The sequence below is a fragment of the Subdoligranulum variabile genome, from assembly GCF_025152575.1.
Taxonomy (GTDB): Bacteria; Bacillota; Clostridia; order Oscillospirales; family Ruminococcaceae; genus Gemmiger; species Gemmiger variabilis.
On sequence record NZ_CP102293.1, the window covers coordinates 2018991 to 2033376 of the forward strand.

At 64.1% G+C, this 14386-nt stretch carries 13 protein-coding genes; 6 read left to right on the forward strand and 7 right to left on the reverse strand.

Going from position 1 to position 14386, the window contains the following annotated elements:
- Nucleotides 1-9: 9 nt before the first annotated feature.
- From NQ490_RS09495 to NQ490_RS09515, 5 genes are all read left to right on the forward strand, one after another.
- Nucleotides 10-1248 (forward strand): carcinine hydrolase/isopenicillin-N N-acyltransferase family protein, encoded by a 1239-nt coding sequence (locus NQ490_RS09495; RefSeq protein ID WP_007045518.1) that lies wholly within the window; start codon nucleotides 10-12, stop codon nucleotides 1246-1248.
- A gap of 82 nt (nucleotides 1249-1330) precedes the next feature.
- The gene (locus NQ490_RS09500) at nucleotides 1331-3391 is read left to right on the forward strand and encodes an oxidoreductase (protein WP_007045519.1); all 2061 of its coding nucleotides are present in this window, start codon (nucleotides 1331-1333) and stop codon (nucleotides 3389-3391) included.
- A 12-nt stretch (nucleotides 3392-3403) separates the two neighbouring features.
- The gene (locus NQ490_RS09505) at nucleotides 3404-4684 is read left to right on the forward strand and encodes an aconitase X (protein WP_007045520.1); all 1281 of its coding nucleotides are present in this window, start codon (nucleotides 3404-3406) and stop codon (nucleotides 4682-4684) included.
- A complete protein-coding gene (locus tag NQ490_RS09510) occupies nucleotides 4681-5124 on the forward strand; it encodes an aconitase X swivel domain-containing protein (protein WP_007045521.1) in 444 nt (147 codons plus the stop codon). Before NQ490_RS09505 ends, NQ490_RS09510 begins: the two co-directional genes overlap by 4 nt.
- Nucleotides 5125-5247: 123 nt before the next feature.
- The gene (locus NQ490_RS09515; RefSeq protein WP_007045522.1) at nucleotides 5248-5454 is read left to right on the forward strand and encodes a hypothetical protein; all 207 of its coding nucleotides are present in this window, start codon (nucleotides 5248-5250) and stop codon (nucleotides 5452-5454) included.
- Nucleotides 5455-5524: 70 nt separating this feature from the next.
- Here NQ490_RS09515 and NQ490_RS09520 read toward each other — a convergent pair whose 3' ends face one another.
- Entirely contained in the window at nucleotides 5525-6739 is a 1215-nt protein-coding gene (locus NQ490_RS09520) for an NADP-dependent isocitrate dehydrogenase (protein ID WP_007045523.1), read from the reverse strand.
- A gap of 143 nt (nucleotides 6740-6882) precedes the next feature.
- Nucleotides 6883-7833 (reverse strand): 2-hydroxyacid dehydrogenase, encoded by a 951-nt coding sequence (locus tag NQ490_RS09525; RefSeq protein WP_007045525.1) that lies wholly within the window; start codon nucleotides 7831-7833, stop codon nucleotides 6883-6885.
- A 192-nt stretch (nucleotides 7834-8025) separates the two neighbouring features.
- Between NQ490_RS09525 and NQ490_RS09530 the strand changes: the two genes are divergently transcribed.
- Nucleotides 8026-9156 (forward strand): anaerobic sulfatase maturase, encoded by a 1131-nt coding sequence (locus NQ490_RS09530; protein WP_007045526.1) that lies wholly within the window; start codon nucleotides 8026-8028, stop codon nucleotides 9154-9156.
- 53 nt (nucleotides 9157-9209) lie between these two features.
- Here the strand turns inward: NQ490_RS09530 and NQ490_RS09535 are convergent, their stop codons facing one another.
- From NQ490_RS09535 to NQ490_RS09555, 5 genes are read right to left on the reverse strand one after another with little or no spacing between them, the layout of a single operon-like run.
- Nucleotides 9210-10163: a M14 family metallopeptidase gene (locus tag NQ490_RS09535; RefSeq protein WP_007045527.1), complete on the reverse strand. Its 954-nt coding sequence runs from the start codon at nucleotides 10161-10163 to the stop codon at nucleotides 9210-9212.
- Nucleotides 10160-11080, reverse strand: coding sequence for a M14 family metallopeptidase (locus tag NQ490_RS09540; RefSeq protein WP_007045528.1), 921 nt, complete (start codon nucleotides 11078-11080; stop codon nucleotides 10160-10162). The genes NQ490_RS09535 and NQ490_RS09540 overlap by 4 nt, the downstream gene beginning before the upstream one ends.
- A gap of 26 nt (nucleotides 11081-11106) precedes the next feature.
- Nucleotides 11107-11880 carry a transglutaminase family protein gene (locus NQ490_RS09545; protein ID WP_007045529.1) on the reverse strand — a complete coding sequence of 258 codons (774 nt, stop codon included), beginning with the start codon at nucleotides 11878-11880 and terminating at the stop codon, nucleotides 11107-11109.
- On the reverse strand, nucleotides 11877-12548 hold the full coding sequence (locus tag NQ490_RS09550) for an alpha-E domain-containing protein (RefSeq protein WP_007045530.1): 672 nt from the start codon (nucleotides 12546-12548) through the stop codon (nucleotides 11877-11879). Before NQ490_RS09550 ends, NQ490_RS09545 begins: the two co-directional genes overlap by 4 nt.
- Nucleotides 12530-13843 carry a circularly permuted type 2 ATP-grasp protein gene (locus tag NQ490_RS09555; RefSeq protein ID WP_007045531.1) on the reverse strand — a complete coding sequence of 438 codons (1314 nt, stop codon included), beginning with the start codon at nucleotides 13841-13843 and terminating at the stop codon, nucleotides 12530-12532. Before NQ490_RS09555 ends, NQ490_RS09550 begins: the two co-directional genes overlap by 19 nt.
- Nucleotides 13844-14386: the final 543 nt, after the last annotated feature.

Sequence of the window (14386 nt, forward strand, 5' to 3'; positions counted from 1 at the left end):
GAAAAACCTATGAATGCAGTGGAAGTAAAACCCAAACGGAGTGTAAAAAAGATCCTGCTGGCCGTGGTGGCCGTGCTGGTGGTGCTGGTCGTGGCCGCCGCCGCGGTGATCTTCGGCATCTGGCATAACGAGATCGGCACCGTGGCCAGCATCAAGATGCTGCGGGAGCGCAACGACGACCATCAGGACGGCGCCGTCTACTCCATGAACGTCCAGGGCGGCTTTTACCTGGACGATTTCGTGGCCCAGGGCGGCGTCAGCAACGATACCGAACTGATCCAGTTCATCACCGACCACATCACCCACGGCGTGGTGGACCTGAATATGACGGCCCCCACCATCGGCTGCTCCTCCTTCACCGCCACGGCGGAGAACGGGGATGCCCTGTTCGGCCGCAACTATGACTTCTCCAAGACCAACACCATGCTGGTCTTCACCGAGGCCAGCGAAGGCCGCCATGCCACCATCTCCACCACCGATCTGCAGTTCCTGGGCATCGACGTGGACCAGGACCTGAGCGGCCTGATGAATGAGGTCATCTGCCTGGCGGCGCCCTACACCCCGCTGGACGGCATCAACGACGCCGGCGTCAGCTGCGGCATCTACATGACCTACCAGGGCGGCGACAAGACGGTGGCCACCGCCCAGGATACCGACAAGCCGGACTTCACCTCCACCACGCTGCTGCGTCTGATCCTGGACTACGCCGACAACGTGGAGGAAGCGGTGGAGATCGCCTCCTCCTATGACCTGCACGACTCGGCGGATACCTCCTACCATTACATGGTGGCGGACGCCAGCGGCAAGAGCGCCATCCTGGAATGGACCAACGATGCCGCCACCGACGCCACCGACAACGACGGCAGCCAGCGCACCCTGAAGGTGATCTACAACGACCAGGACAGCGCCATCGGCGAGCGGGAGGGCGCCAGCAACTTCCAGGTGGTGACCAACTTCGTGCTGCAGCCCGGCTATTATGAGGGTGTGGCCGCCGAGGAAAAGAAAGGCGCCGACCGCTACGACCATCTCTACGAGGCCCTGCAGGCCACCGACGGCGTGGTGGCCGACGAGCAGGCTGCCATGGACATTCTCCGGAGTGTGGGCCGCCGCACCTGGGACAGCGACGACAAAAACAACTGCACCGTGCACAGCGTGGTCTACAACCTGACCCAGAAGACCGCCCTGTGGGTATCCAACGAAAATTACGACGATCCCACGGCGGTATTCAGCTTCTCGCCGGCCCAATGATTCCTGCCCCCGTTTCTTGCGGCGAAACGGGGGCAATGGTATACTGATACCAGAAACAACCCGCACAGAAAGGAGCATCCCTATGAACCAGGCCTATCAGTCCCTGTTCACCCCCTGGAAGATCCGCGACGTGGAGATCAAGAACCGCATTGTGCTCTGCCCCATGGGCGGCACCTCCCTCTTCGGCTGGATGGAACCCAACCACTTTGACACCGAGGCCGCCCGGTTTTTCCTGGAGCGGGCCCGCAACAACGTGGGCCTCATCATTCCCGGCATCGCGCCCATCCGGGACACCATCGGCGGGCGCTGGCTCTACCAGAACAAAAAGATGTTCCGGCAGCTCAAACCCTACATGGAGCAGATCCATGCCACCGGCGCCAAGCTCTTTGTCCAGCTCACGGCGGGCATGGGCCGGTCCTGGGGCATCTCCGACCAGGTGCTGCCCCTGCACAAGAATCCCGTCCTGCGCACCCTGGCCAAGCCCATCCTGGACACCGACTACCAGCTGGCCAGCCCCAGTCCGCTGCCCGCCCGCTGGGCGGAGGACGTCACCTGCCCCGAGATGACGGTGCCCCAGATCGAGGAGATCATCGAGGCCTTCGCCAAGACCGCCCTGCTCTGCAAGGAGGCAGGGGTGGACGGCGTGGAGGTCCACGCGGTGCATGAAGGCTACCTGCTGGACCAGTTCGCCATGAAGTACACCAACCACCGCACCGATGCCTACGGCGGCAGCTTCGAGAACCGCTACCGCTTTGCCGTGGAGATCGTCAAGGCCATCAAGGCGGTCTGCGGCCAGGATTACCCTGTGTCCATCCGGTACAGCGTCATCTCCAAGGTGAAGGATTTCTGTTACGGCGCTCTGCCCGGCGAGACCGACTACACCGAGATCGGCCGGGATATGGAGGAGAGCGAAAAGGCCGCCAAGTACCTCCAGGACGCCGGCTACGACATGCTGGACGCCGACAACGGCACCTACGATTCCTGGTACTGGTCCCATCCGCCCATGTACATGCCCCAGAACTGCAACCTGGACGACGTGGCCTACATCAAGGGCTGCGTGGACATCCCGGTGGTCTGCGCCGGTCGGATGGAGCCCGACGTGGCCGCCGAGGCCATCGCCGCGGGGCGCATCGACGCCATGGGCGTGGCGCGGCAGTTCCTGGCGGACGGCGAGTGGGTCACCAAGCTGCTGGAGGACCGCACCGACGACATCCGTCCCTGCATCTGCTGCCATAACGGCTGCTTCAACCTTTCCCACTACAAGGGCCACGCCAACGCCCAGTCCTTCCCCGACACCCGGGGCATGGCCCGCTGCGCCATCAATCCGCCCACCATGCAGTCCCAAAAGTACAAGATCACCCCGGCGGAACACAAGAAGAACATCGCGGTCATCGGCGGCGGCATCGGCGGCATGGAGTCCGCCCTGGTCTGCGCCCAGCGCGGCCACACCGTGACGATCTACGAGAAGAGCGGCGCTCTGGGCGGCGTCTTTGTGGCGGCGGCAGCTCCCTCCTTCAAGGAGAAGGACCGCGCCCTGCTGACCTGGTACGCCCGGGCACTGAGCCAGAACCCCCGCATCACCGTGAAGCTCCACACCGAAGTCACCGACCTGGCCGCTCTGGGGGCCGACGAGGTGATCGTCGCCACCGGCGCCTCCGCCATCAGCCTGCGGGTGCCGGGAGCCGACAAGGGCATCCAGGCGGTGGACTACCTGCTGGGCAAGGCCCCGGTGGGGGAAAAGGTGGTCATTGTAGGCGGCGGCCTCACCGGCTGCGAGATCGCCTATGACCTCTACCTCCAGGGCAAACAGCCCGCCATCGTGGAGATGAAGGACGATCTCATCGCGTCGCCCACCGTCTGTCTGGCCAATGCCAGCTTCCTGCGGGACTTCTTCAAGACCAACCAGGTGCCGGTCTACCTGGAAACCTCCCTCAAAGAGATCCGGGACGGCAGCGTCACCGTCACCGCCAAGGACGGCACCACGAAAGAACTCCCGGCGGATTCGGTGATCCTCTCGGTGGGCTACCGCCCGGCGCCCCTGGCACCCAAGGGCGGTCATATCCACCTGGTAGGCGATGCCAACAAGGTGGGCAACCTGCGCACCGTCATCTGGCGGGCGTGGGACGTCTGCATGAAGCTGTAAGGAGGCAGTGTCATGGAACTTACCAAAGAACAACAGGCCATCCTGGACGGCGCCAAGGGCGAGACAATGGCCAAGGTCATGAAGACCCTCATCATGTACGGCGAGATCTTCGGCGCCGAAAAACTGGTGCCGGTGACTTCGCAGTATAACCACCTGGTCACCTCCTTCGGCCTGAAAGCGCTGGGCCCGGTCTATGACCTCATGGACCAGCTCATCCAGGCGGGGGCCGTGTCGGGGCAGAAATTCTCGGTGGACCCCCGTCCGCTGGACCCCAACGTGCCCGCCAACTTCCTGCAGAATCTGGTCTTCAAAAAGTTCATGTACAGCAAGCAGGACTTCTACGAAAACCAGCTGCGCCAGCTGGGCCTCATGAACGAGGACGCCTTCAGCTGCGCCTGCTACCTGGACGAGCAGGGCAACCGCCCCAAGAAAGGGGAGGTGCTCAGCTGGGCGGAATCCTCGGCGGTGGTCTACGCCAACTCGGTGCTGGGGGCCCGGTGCAACCGCAACTCCGGCATCATGGACCTGATGGGTTCGGTGGCCGGGTATGTGCCGTATTTCGGCCTGCTCACCGACGAAGGCCGCAAGGCCACCTGGGTCATCCGGGTGGAAACGACGAAAAAACCGGAAGCCCAGTTGCTGGGCTCCGCCATCGGCATGAAGGTCATGGAGGACGTGCCCTACGTCATGGGGCTGGACAAATGGCTGGGCAGCGACCTGGATGACGCCGCCTGTGCTTATCTCAAAGACTTCGGCGCGGCCACCGCCTCCAACGGCGCGGTGGGGCTCTACCATATCGACGGCCTGACCCCCGAGGCCAAGGAGCTGGGCAAGGCCCTCATCGCCCCCGACGCCAAAGAGTACGTCATCGACGACGCCGAACTCCAGCGGGTCAAGGACAACTACCCCCTGGTGTGGAAAAATCCCGACGCCACCCCCAAGCTCTGCTTTGTGGGCTGCCCCCACCTGAGCCTGCAGCAGCTCCAGGACTGGACCGACCGGCTGGAGGCGGCGCTGAAAGAAAACGGCCGCAGCAAGGTCTGTGTGCCCACGGTGTTCACCACCGCCCCCGGCGTCAGGAAGGCCTTTGAGGCCACCGGGTATGGCGCGCGGCTGGCCGCCACCGGCGTCATCCTCTCCTGCATCTGCCCGCTGATGTACATGAACAATCCCCTCTGCGGGCCCATGCCGGTGATCACCTGCTCCAACAAGCTGCGCACCTACACCACCGCCCGCTATTACACCGAGGACGAGATCCTTGCCCGGATCACGAAAGGAGGCGACCGCGCATGAAAGAGTTCCACGGACGGGTCATTGCCCCCGGCTGCGTCAGCGCCCCGGCGCTGGTCTCCCACGGGGGACTGAACACGCTGGCCTCCTTCCAGAAGGCTCTGCAGTTCGGCGACAAAAAGGCCACCTGCGGGGACCAGAACAACCCCGACCTCTACGGCAAGCCCATGGCGGGCAAGGCGCTCTGCCTGCCACAGACCATCGGCTCCACCACCGGCGGGCTGGTGCTCTACTGCGCCTGCTCCATGCACCGCCAGCCGGCCTGCCTGCTCTTCTCCAACCCCATCGACTCGCTGGCCGCCGCCGGTTCGGTGCTGGCCGCCGTCTGGCTGGACAATGTGAGCATGCCGGTCATCGACTGCCTGGGCGAAGAATTCCTCGCCTATGTCAAGGACGGTATGACCATCACGATCCAGGAAAACGGCGTGGTCCGGGTGGACTGACCGCTTTTGCAAACCGCTCCGGCCGGTATGGGCCGGGGCGGTTTTTTCCGGCGCTGCCCTTGCACAGGTGCGGGCGATTGTGATACACTTAAAAAAGTATCGTGCAGAAAAGGAGCGCTTGTCATGAATCTGTTCATCAGTTCCAAAGAGTATGATTACCACACCCTGGTCAAGGTGGCCGAGATGGCCGGCCTGGCGGGCGTTGTGGGATTCCACCAGGCGGGGGACGATTATCTCGTCACCTTCCCGGACAGCGACAAGACCGAGGCGCTCATCGCCGACTACAAGGGCCGGCTGAAGGACCTGGAAAACAACATCTGGTCCCACTGACTGCCTGATCATGCAAAAAAGCCGTGTCCCGTTTTTGACGGGGCACGGCTTTTGTTGTGCGGGAAAAAACTCAGGCCAGGGCGGCTTCCAGGCGGGCGCGGATCTCCTGCAGGAACTGCAGGGAGGTCACCTTGCGGGCGGGGGCTTCGCCCTCCCACATGGCGCAGAGGTCGCCGGTCATGACGCCGGATTCGATGGTGTCGATGGTGGCCTTTTCCAGGGCGTCGGCAAAGCGGCCAAGGGCGTCGATGCCGTCCAGCTCGCCCCGCTTGCGCAATGCGCCCGACCAGGCAAAGAGGGTGGCCACCGGGTTGGTGGAGGTCTCCTCGCCCTTCAGGTACTTGTAGTAGTGGCGGGTGACGGTGCCGTGGGCGGCCTCGTACTCGTAGTTGCCGTCGGGGGAGACCAGCACCGAGGTCATCATGGCCAGGGAGCCGAAGGCGGTGGAGACCATGTCGCTCATGACGTCGCCGTCGTAGTTCTTGCAGGCCCAGATGAAGCCGCCCTTGGAGCGGATGACCCGGGCCACGGCGTCGTCGATGAGGGTGTAGAAGTATTCGATGCCCAGGGCCTCGAACTTCTCCTTGTATTCGGCGTCGTAGATCTCCTGGAAGATGTCCTTGAAGGTGTGGTCGTACTGCTTGGAGATGGTATCCTTGGTGGAGAACCACAGATCCTGTTTGGTGTCCACGGCGAACTGGAAGCAGGACCGGGCAAAGCTGGAGATGGAGCTGTCCTTGTTGAACTGGCCCTGGATGACGCCGGCACCGTCAAAGTCGTTGATGGTCTCCCGGAAGGTGGTGCCGTCGGCGCCGGTGAAGAGCAGTTCCGCCTTGCCGGGGCCGGGCACGCGGTATTCGGTGGCGCGGTAGACGTCACCGAAGGCATGACGGGCGATGGTGATGGGCTTCTGCCAGGTGCGCACCACGGGGGAGATGCCCTTGACCATGATGGGCGCCCGGAAGACCGTGCCGTCCAGGATGGCGCGGATGGTGCCGTTGGGGCTCTTCCACATCTGGGAGAGGTTGTACTCCTTCACCCGCTGGGCGTTGGGGGTGATGGTGGCGCACTTGACGCCCACGCCATACTTCTTGTTGGCGTTGGCGGCGTCGATGGTCACCTGGTCCTTGGTCTCCTCCCGGTGGACCAGCCCCAGATCATAGTACTCGGTCTTCAGGTCCACAAAGGGCAGGATGACTTCATCCTTGATCTGTTTCCACAGGATGCGGGTCATCTCGTCGCCGTCCATCTCCACCAGGGGAGTGGTCATCTTGATCTTTTCCATTGGCAGCTACCTCATTTCTCTCAGAATGGCAGGGCCCCACGCCCTGTGCGGTCTGCCCGCGGCGGGACGCCGACGGGTCTTGTCCTTGGTGATATACCAAATATTATACTGCCTGGCGCCCCGATGTGCAAGCACTGGGCCCCTTACAAGACGACGTTTTTCGGATGACCCGCCAGCCAGGCGGCCAGGTTGTCAAAGACGATCTCCGCCCGCAGGGTCATGCTCTCCCGGGTGGCAAAGGCCACGTGGGGCGTGACCAGGCAGTTCTTGCAGTGGAGCAGCGGCTCGCCGGCGTCCAGGGGCGGTTCCTTGTCGAAAACGTCGATGCCCGCTCCGGCAATGACGCCCTGATCCAGCGCGTCGGCCAGGTCCCCGGCCACCACCACGGGGCCGCGGGCCACGTTGATGAGCAGGGCCGTGGACTTCATCATGGCCAGCTTTTCGGCGTTGATCATGCCGCGGGTGCTGTCGTTCAGCGGGCAGTGCAGCACCACCAGGTCGGACTGAGCCAGCAGGTCCTCCAGGCTGACCTGGCGCACATAGTCCGGTGCATCGGCGTGGACGGTGCGGCTGTGGGCCAGGATGGGGCAGCCCAGGGCGTGGAACAGTTCCGCCGTGCGGCTGCCGATCTTGCCCAGCCCCACGATGCCCACCGTCTTTCCGGCCAGCTCAAAGCCCACCAGGCCGTCCTTGGTCTTGCCGTCGCGGCAGCGCTGTTCCACGGCGGTCAGGTTGCGGCTCAGCGAGAGCGCCATCCCCAGCACCAGTTCGGCCACCGCCTCGTTGGAGTAGCCGGAGGCGTTGCTCACGGTGATGCCCTTGGCTCTGGCGGCGTCCAGGCCGATGTGGTCCACGCCGGTGAAGGCCACGTCGATGAATTTCAGCTTGTCGCAGCCCTCGATGACGGCGCCGGGCAGCGGCATGTTGGCCAGGATCAGGGCGTCGGCGTCCTTGGCCTCATCCGCCAGAACGGCGGGGTCGGTGGAACGGGCAAACTCTGCAAAGGTGTGGCCCTGGGCCTCAAACGGCGCCTTGCGGGCGGCCAGCTCCTCGGCCGAGATGCCCAGCGATTCCAGAATGACGATCTTGCTCATGGATGAATCCTTCTTTCTTCGGGTTCGGCGCCGGGCGGACCGGCACCGTTGTTTCTGTTCAGAGCATACCACCCCGCGGGAAGACGGTCAAGGGCTGTTGACATTTTGGGGATTGCAGCGGGCGCCGCCACCCCGTATAATGGGGGTAACACAACGGCCCGCCGTCCGGCGGCGGGCCCCGGGAGGTAAACCATGCCCAATGTCAGTCTGCTGGTGAAACCGGCGTCCAGCCTGTGCAATATGCGATGCCGCTACTGTTTTTATGAGGACGAGGCTGCCAACCGCAGCCAGGCCAGTATGGGGCTCATGACCCGGGACACCGCCGGGCGGATGGTGCAGCAGGCGCTGGAGGCGGCGGGGCCGTCGGGACGGCTCACCATTGCCTTCCAGGGGGGCGAGCCCACGGTGGCGGGCCTCGGCTTTTTCCGGGATTTCGTGGAGGACCTGGCCCGGTACAATACCGCCCGGATCCCGGTGTCCTACGCCCTGCAGACCAACGGGCTGGCCCTGGACGAAGACTGGGCGGCCTTTCTGGCCCGGCACCGGTTTCTGGTGGGGGTCTCGGTGGACGGGGACAAGACCCTCCACGACGAGTTCCGGGTGGATGCCGCCGGCAAGGGGACCTGGAACCGGGTGCAGAAAAACCTGGCCATGCTCCAGCGGGCCGGGGTGGCCTGCAACCTCCTCTGCGTGGTGACCCGCCGCTGCGCCAAAAGCGCGGTGCGCGTCTACCACGCTCTGCAGAAGACCGGCGTGCGGTATCTGCAGTTCATCCCCTGCCTCGACCCGCTGGGAGAGCCCCGGGGGCAGCGGCCCTGGTCGCTGACGCCGCAGGACTACGGACAGTTCCTCTGTGCGCTCTTTGACGAGTGGTACCGTGACTGGGAGACAGGAAACTACACAAGCGTCCGGCTGTTTGAGGATTACGTCCATATGGCCATGGGGCTGCCGCCCTCCACCTGCGCCTCCGGCGGCCAGTGCGGCGCCTACTATGTGGTGGAGGCGGACGGCAGCGTCTACCCCTGCGATTTCTATGTGCTGGATGAGTGGAAGCTGGGCAGCCTGTGGGAGACGCCGCTGGCGGAACTGGGCCGCAGTCCGCGGGCAGAAGACTTCCTGCGGGAAGGGCTGGACCGTCCCGCCGCCTGCGCCGACTGCCGGTGGCAGTCCCTGTGCCGGGGCGGCTGCAAGCGGGACTGGACCACCGACGGATCGGGAGAACGGCAGAACTACTACTGCCCGGCTTTCCGGCAGTTCTTCGCCCACGCGGAGGACCGGCTGCGCCGCATCGCTGCCGCCGAAGCCGCCGCCCGCCGCCGCTGATTTTCCCTGCAATGCAAACCACCCCCTGCGGAATTTTCCGCAGGGGGTGGTTTTCAGTTCTGGTGGATTTCTTCAGCCTTGTCGGGCAGGATGCGCATGGCCACGTCGTAGCCGTTGATCAGGCAGGCTTCGTGGGCGAAGAATACCCGGCCGTCCACCGGGGCGCGCAGCGTCTGGCGCACCGTGCCGGAACAGGGGTCCAGCACCTCGGCCAGGGGCTGGCTGCGCCAGACCTGACTGCCCAGCGTCACCTTGTGCACCAGCAGTCCGCCGGCGGTGGGCTTGACGCTGCACAGAGATTCCTCCGCGAAGATGCGGGCTTCCTCCCCGGCGCCGGCGCCGCACCGGCAGAGGCCCCGCTGCTGCAGAAAGCGCAGCACCGCCTCCACGCCCTGCTGGGCGGCGGGGGCGTCCACACGGTCGGTGGCGGGGGTGTAGAGGGAGAAGGTCTCGGTGTTCCAGATCTGCCAGTTGTAGTTCAGGGTGGTGGTGTCGTAGGGATGGGGCTCCCGCAGCACAATGTAGGGCAGCCCGAAATCCCGGGCGGTCTCGGGGGCCTGGTAGCCGGTCTTCATGATCCGCAGGTGGGGCAGGCAGCTCCCCGGCAGATACAGGCTGGTCACATGGATACCGTAGGCGTAGCCCTGCAGCGCCTCGAAGATCCGCGCTGCGATGCGCTGGGTGGTCTCCCCGGCGTCGTAGCCGGGGAACATCCGGTTGATGTCGGTGTTGTCGGCGGCCCAGAACCGCCGCCCCACGTTCATGGAAAACTGGTTGGCGCAGGGAATGACCAGGATGCCGCATTCCTCCGACAGTGCCCCCGACTGTTCCAGTGCCGCCAGATGCTGGATCAGCTGGGAACACAGGTACATCTGCTGGATCTCGTTGCCGCGCAGGGCGCCCATGACGGCCAGGGTCTTTTTCCCCGGCGCGCCGAAAAACCAGCCCCTCACCGCCAGCGGCTGACGGTAGGGGGTGTCCAGGGTAAACAGAACTTCCTCTCTCATACACTGCCTCCCAACACGCGGGCGATCAGCGATCCCGCGTAGACCACCGGATATTCCCGCAGGGTGAAGAGCAGCCCGGCGGCGGGACTGTAGAGCGTCTCCCGGATGCCGCCGGTGAGCGGGTCGGCGATGATGCCCAGTTCCTGGCCCTTCTCCACCCGGACGCCGTGTTCCACCGACGGAAAGAACATGCCGGGAAAGTTGGCGTTCACGAAGGAGACCGCTCCGTCGGAACTGACGATGGGCGGCGCGATGGGAGCCACCGGGGCGTCCCACATGCCCAGATGGGCCATCAGTGAGAGGATGCCGGTGAGCAGCTGCTCGCCGAAGGCCCGGGTGATGCGGATGCCGATGCCCATCTCCACCACCAGGGTGGGGGTGCCGGCGGCGTTCAGGCTGTGGGCCAGGGTGGATTCCAGCACGGTGGCGGCCGCGTGGATCCACAGCAGGTTCATATTCAGGTATTTGGCCAGGGGAACCAGTTTGTCGGCGGTGTTCACATTGATGCGCACCTGGGGGATCTCCCGCAGAAAGATGTTGCTGGCATGGATGTCGATGCAGAGGTCCGCCCCGGTGATGTCCTCGATGATGCGGGCGGCGATGAGCTCCGACATGGCCCCCTCCCGGCTGCCGGGAAAGGTGCGGTTCATGTCGAGGTCGCACAGCGGCATGCCCCGGGTCATGGTGCTGATGCCCAGCGGGTTCAGCGCCGGATAGATGTCCACCGTGCCGTGCAGATGGGCAGCGTTTTCCTGCAGCAGTCGGTTGAGCCGCCACGCCACATACTGGCCCTCCAGCTCGTCGCCGTGGGTGCCGGTGACGATGCAGAGCCGCGGGCTGCCGCTGCCGATGCGCCGCTTCTGGATCACCAGATCCTCGCTCACGGCCAGCGGTACGCGTACCACTTCCTGAATCATAGATGGATGTACTCCTTTGTTTTGGTTTATTGCTGGCTGACCTGCATGAAGACGGTCTGGCACTGGTTGGCGCCGCCCAGAAAGACCCCCCGCTCCATGGGACAGTCGGTGAAATCCCGGCCGACACCGAACCGGATGTAGCCCTCGTCGGCCCAGCGGCCCCGGGTGGGGTCGATGCCGGTCCAGACGCCGTCCAGCCAGACTTCACACCAGGCGTGGCTGGCGCCCTCGCCTTCCGGCAGGCCGTTGACGTACCGGGCACTGAGTCCGTACAGCCGGGCCAGCGCCAGATACACATGGGCGTAGTCCTGGCAGACGCCCTGCCCCAGGGCGAAGGCCTGGGCGGCGGTGGTAGTGACCCCCGTCACGCCGGGAGCATAGGTCAGCCGGGCACGCACCGCTTCCAGCAAAGCCCAGGCCCTGCCGCGGGGATCCCTGGGCAGCGCCAGGGAGGCCGCAGTCCGCTGCAGGGCTTCGTCGGGCTGGGTACAGGGCGACGGATACCGGAAAATGCTCCGGTCCGCTTCACAGCTCCGCCCGGTATCGTCCCGCAGGACGGTACCTGCGGCCCGGTAGTGGAAATGGCTGTGGGGCGCGTCCAGCCGCCCGATCTGCAGCCGGTTGCCGAAGCTGTCCCGCTGCTCGGTGAAAGGAACGGCGGGATCCAGCGTCAGGGTGGCAGTCAGTACCCGCTGCCCCGGGCCGTCCCCCGGCAGACAGCGCAGCACAAAGCTGTGGCGGGTCACCGGCTTGTCAAAGGTCAGCGTGATGTCATAGGAAAAATCCAGCACCCGGCTCATACCACGAACAACCCTTCCACACAGCGCAGCAGTTCGGGTTTGGGCACGTCGGTTTCCTCCACCGCGTAGGCCGTGATGGTCTGCAGCGCCTCCGGGTCGGTGACCAGGTCGGTCTTGTACAGCCGGTTCAGCAGCTTGCGCATCTCCTGATGGAGCCGCTCAGGCTGCAGACCCAGCCGCAGCATCAGGCTCAGCCGCTCCACGGTGCCGCCCGTCTTGGTGATGTTGCGTACTCCCTCATGGTCCACCGCCTCGTCAAAGCTGCCGCGGAAGGCCATGATGTCGTCCAGCACCCACTGCAGTTCCACGGCGGGGGCTTCGCTGCGGCTGGCCATCTCCATGGCACTCTCCGCCATCTGCAGGTAGGACAAGGTAGGGGTGGAGATGGTCTCCCGCAGCACCATGCCGTTGCCCAGCAGCGCCTCCATGCTGGCTTTGGCCGAGCAGGGCTGGCTGCCGTCGAACAGATACCGGCGGCAGAAATCCTCCGCGTCCCGGTAGACGTTCTCGGCCCCCAGACGGCGGCAGAAATCCGCATAATCCATGCCGGTGCCGTCCAGCAGGGCGTCCAAATCCTTCATCAGCAGCTGTACGGTCATGTAGACCCGCTCGGCGTAGCGCCCCAGCCAGTACAGCCGGTTCTGTTTGCTCAGTGTGACAGGACCCATGTATCCTTGAAACCTCCTCCTTGTGACGAGTTGACGATGAAACTGTCGGGATTGCGGGAAAAACGGGTCAGCCCGCTGGGCCAGGCCACGGTATCCCTGGCACCGGACAGCACGAAGGCCCGCAGATCGGCCTTGCGCTCCACCCGGGCATCCCCCTCCATGATGGGCAGGTCCTCGAAGTCGATGACCTCCTGGGCGATGAACCGCCGCGGCTGGGCCAGAATGGTGTCCCGCATCTTGTCCAGCTCGGCGCGGCTCAGCTTGCTGCCGAACACCACGCCGTAGCCTCCGGCCTCCGCCACATCCTTGATGACCAGACGGTCCAGATGGTCCAGCACATAGCGGCGGTCCTCCTCGTAGAAGGGCAGGTAGGTGGGGGCGTTGTGCAGAATGGCCTTCTCCCCCAGATAGTACTCCACCATTCTGGGCACGAAGTAGTAGATGCCCTTGTCGTCGGCGGCACCGTTGCCGAAGGCGTTGAGCACCGCCACGTTGCCGGCCCGGTAGGCGGCCATGAGGTTGGGGATGCCGATGAGGGAGGAGGGCTCAAAGGTCAGCGGGTCCATATACTCGTCGGACACCCGGCGGTAGAGAGCGCCCACCCGGCAGTCGCCGTGGGTGGCGCGGTAGTACAGCACGTTGTCCCGCACATAGAGGTCCCCGGCCTCGGCCAGCACCGCCTCGGTCTGTTCCGCCAGGAAGGAGTGCTCAAAGTAGGCGGCGTTGTACCGCCCCGGTGTAAACACCACGTTGATGCCGCCGGTGTTCACGCTGTCCATGGTGCGGCGCAGCAGATCCCCGTAGTGGCGGTTGTCCAGCACCGCGTTGTGGCGGAAGGTGTCGGGGCTGCAGCGGCGGCAGAGGGACCGGGCGATCAGCGGGTAGGAGGCGCCCGACGGGATGCGCAGGTTGTCCTCCAGCACATACCACACGCCGTCCTTGCCCTTCACCAGGTCGATGCCCGAGATGTGGCTGTACACCCCGCCCGGGGGCAGGATGCCCTCACAGGGAGCCAGGTAGCCGGGAGAACGGTAGACGAACTCCTCCGGCACCACGCCGTCGGCCAGGATCTTTTTGTCGCCGTAGATGTCCTTCAGAAAGAGGTTCAGCGCCCGCACACGCTGCACCAACCCCCGGGAGAGGGTATCCCACTCGGCGGCCGTGATCACACGGGGGATCGCGTCAAAGGGGAAGAGCCGCTCCTCGAAGGTGCCGTTTTTGTAAATTCCGAACTTGACCCCGTGACGGGCCAGCTGGCGGTTGATCTGCTCTGCATGGCGGATCAGGTCTTCCATTTCCAATCACCATCCTGGTACCAAACTAAAAAAACAGGACAGGGACGTGCCGTTCAGACGTCCTTGTCCTGTTTGTACTATTTATGATAGTGGGTTTTCCGAAAGTTGTCAAGTAAAAGTTGCGCAGCTGTGTGGGGTTTTGTGTCAAAACCGGTCGCAAGAAAAAACGGGCCGCCCCGCCCGGGATCCCGGCTTGATACAGCTTTGGAAGACTTTGCGGAAAATAGCGTCGCTGTCGGCGAGAAGAGTCGTCCTGCTCTTTGAAAATCTGGCAAAAAAGAAAGCTGGGAAACGACGACGGTTTGTACAATCCGCAGAAAACCGTCTGGAATGTCGTATTTTTTTCGAAAAGGCTTTTCTTTTTCCGGAAGGGAGACTATACTGTAAACCAGTACAAGGACGTACGGGAAAGACTCCCGGAATCCTTGTGCTTTTTTTGTTTTTCATGCCGCGTGTTCGGATCCGCAGGAGGGGAGGAGGAGAAAATCCCCCGTCCTGCGCAAAACGTAAAATCTGTACCGGCCGCGGCCATGGCACGGGTTG

Bases quoted from the DNA above. Each gene is read 5' to 3' on its own strand.
- NQ490_RS09495 (WP_007045518.1), top strand. From the start codon at position 10: ATGAATGCAGTGGAAGTAAAACCCAAACGGAGTGTAAAAAAGATCCTG.
- NQ490_RS09500 (WP_007045519.1), top strand. From the start codon at position 1,331: ATGAACCAGGCCTATCAGTCCCTGTTCACCCCCTGGAAGATCCGCGAC.
- NQ490_RS09505 (WP_007045520.1), top strand. From the start codon at position 3,404: ATGGAACTTACCAAAGAACAACAGGCCATCCTGGACGGCGCCAAGGGC.
- NQ490_RS09510 (WP_007045521.1), top strand. From the start codon at position 4,681: ATGAAAGAGTTCCACGGACGGGTCATTGCCCCCGGCTGCGTCAGCGCC.
- NQ490_RS09515 (WP_007045522.1), top strand. From the start codon at position 5,248: ATGAATCTGTTCATCAGTTCCAAAGAGTATGATTACCACACCCTGGTC.
- NQ490_RS09520 (WP_007045523.1), bottom strand. From the start codon at position 6,739: ATGGAAAAGATCAAGATGACCACTCCCCTGGTGGAGATGGACGGCGAC.
- NQ490_RS09525 (WP_007045525.1), bottom strand. From the start codon at position 7,833: ATGAGCAAGATCGTCATTCTGGAATCGCTGGGCATCTCGGCCGAGGAG.
- NQ490_RS09530 (WP_007045526.1), top strand. From the start codon at position 8,026: ATGCCCAATGTCAGTCTGCTGGTGAAACCGGCGTCCAGCCTGTGCAAT.
- NQ490_RS09535 (WP_007045527.1), bottom strand. From the start codon at position 10,163: ATGAGAGAGGAAGTTCTGTTTACCCTGGACACCCCCTACCGTCAGCCG.
- NQ490_RS09540 (WP_007045528.1), bottom strand. From the start codon at position 11,080: ATGATTCAGGAAGTGGTACGCGTACCGCTGGCCGTGAGCGAGGATCTG.
- NQ490_RS09545 (WP_007045529.1), bottom strand. From the start codon at position 11,880: ATGAGCCGGGTGCTGGATTTTTCCTATGACATCACGCTGACCTTTGAC.
- NQ490_RS09550 (WP_007045530.1), bottom strand. From the start codon at position 12,548: ATGGGTCCTGTCACACTGAGCAAACAGAACCGGCTGTACTGGCTGGGG.
- NQ490_RS09555 (WP_007045531.1), bottom strand. From the start codon at position 13,843: ATGGAAGACCTGATCCGCCATGCAGAGCAGATCAACCGCCAGCTGGCC.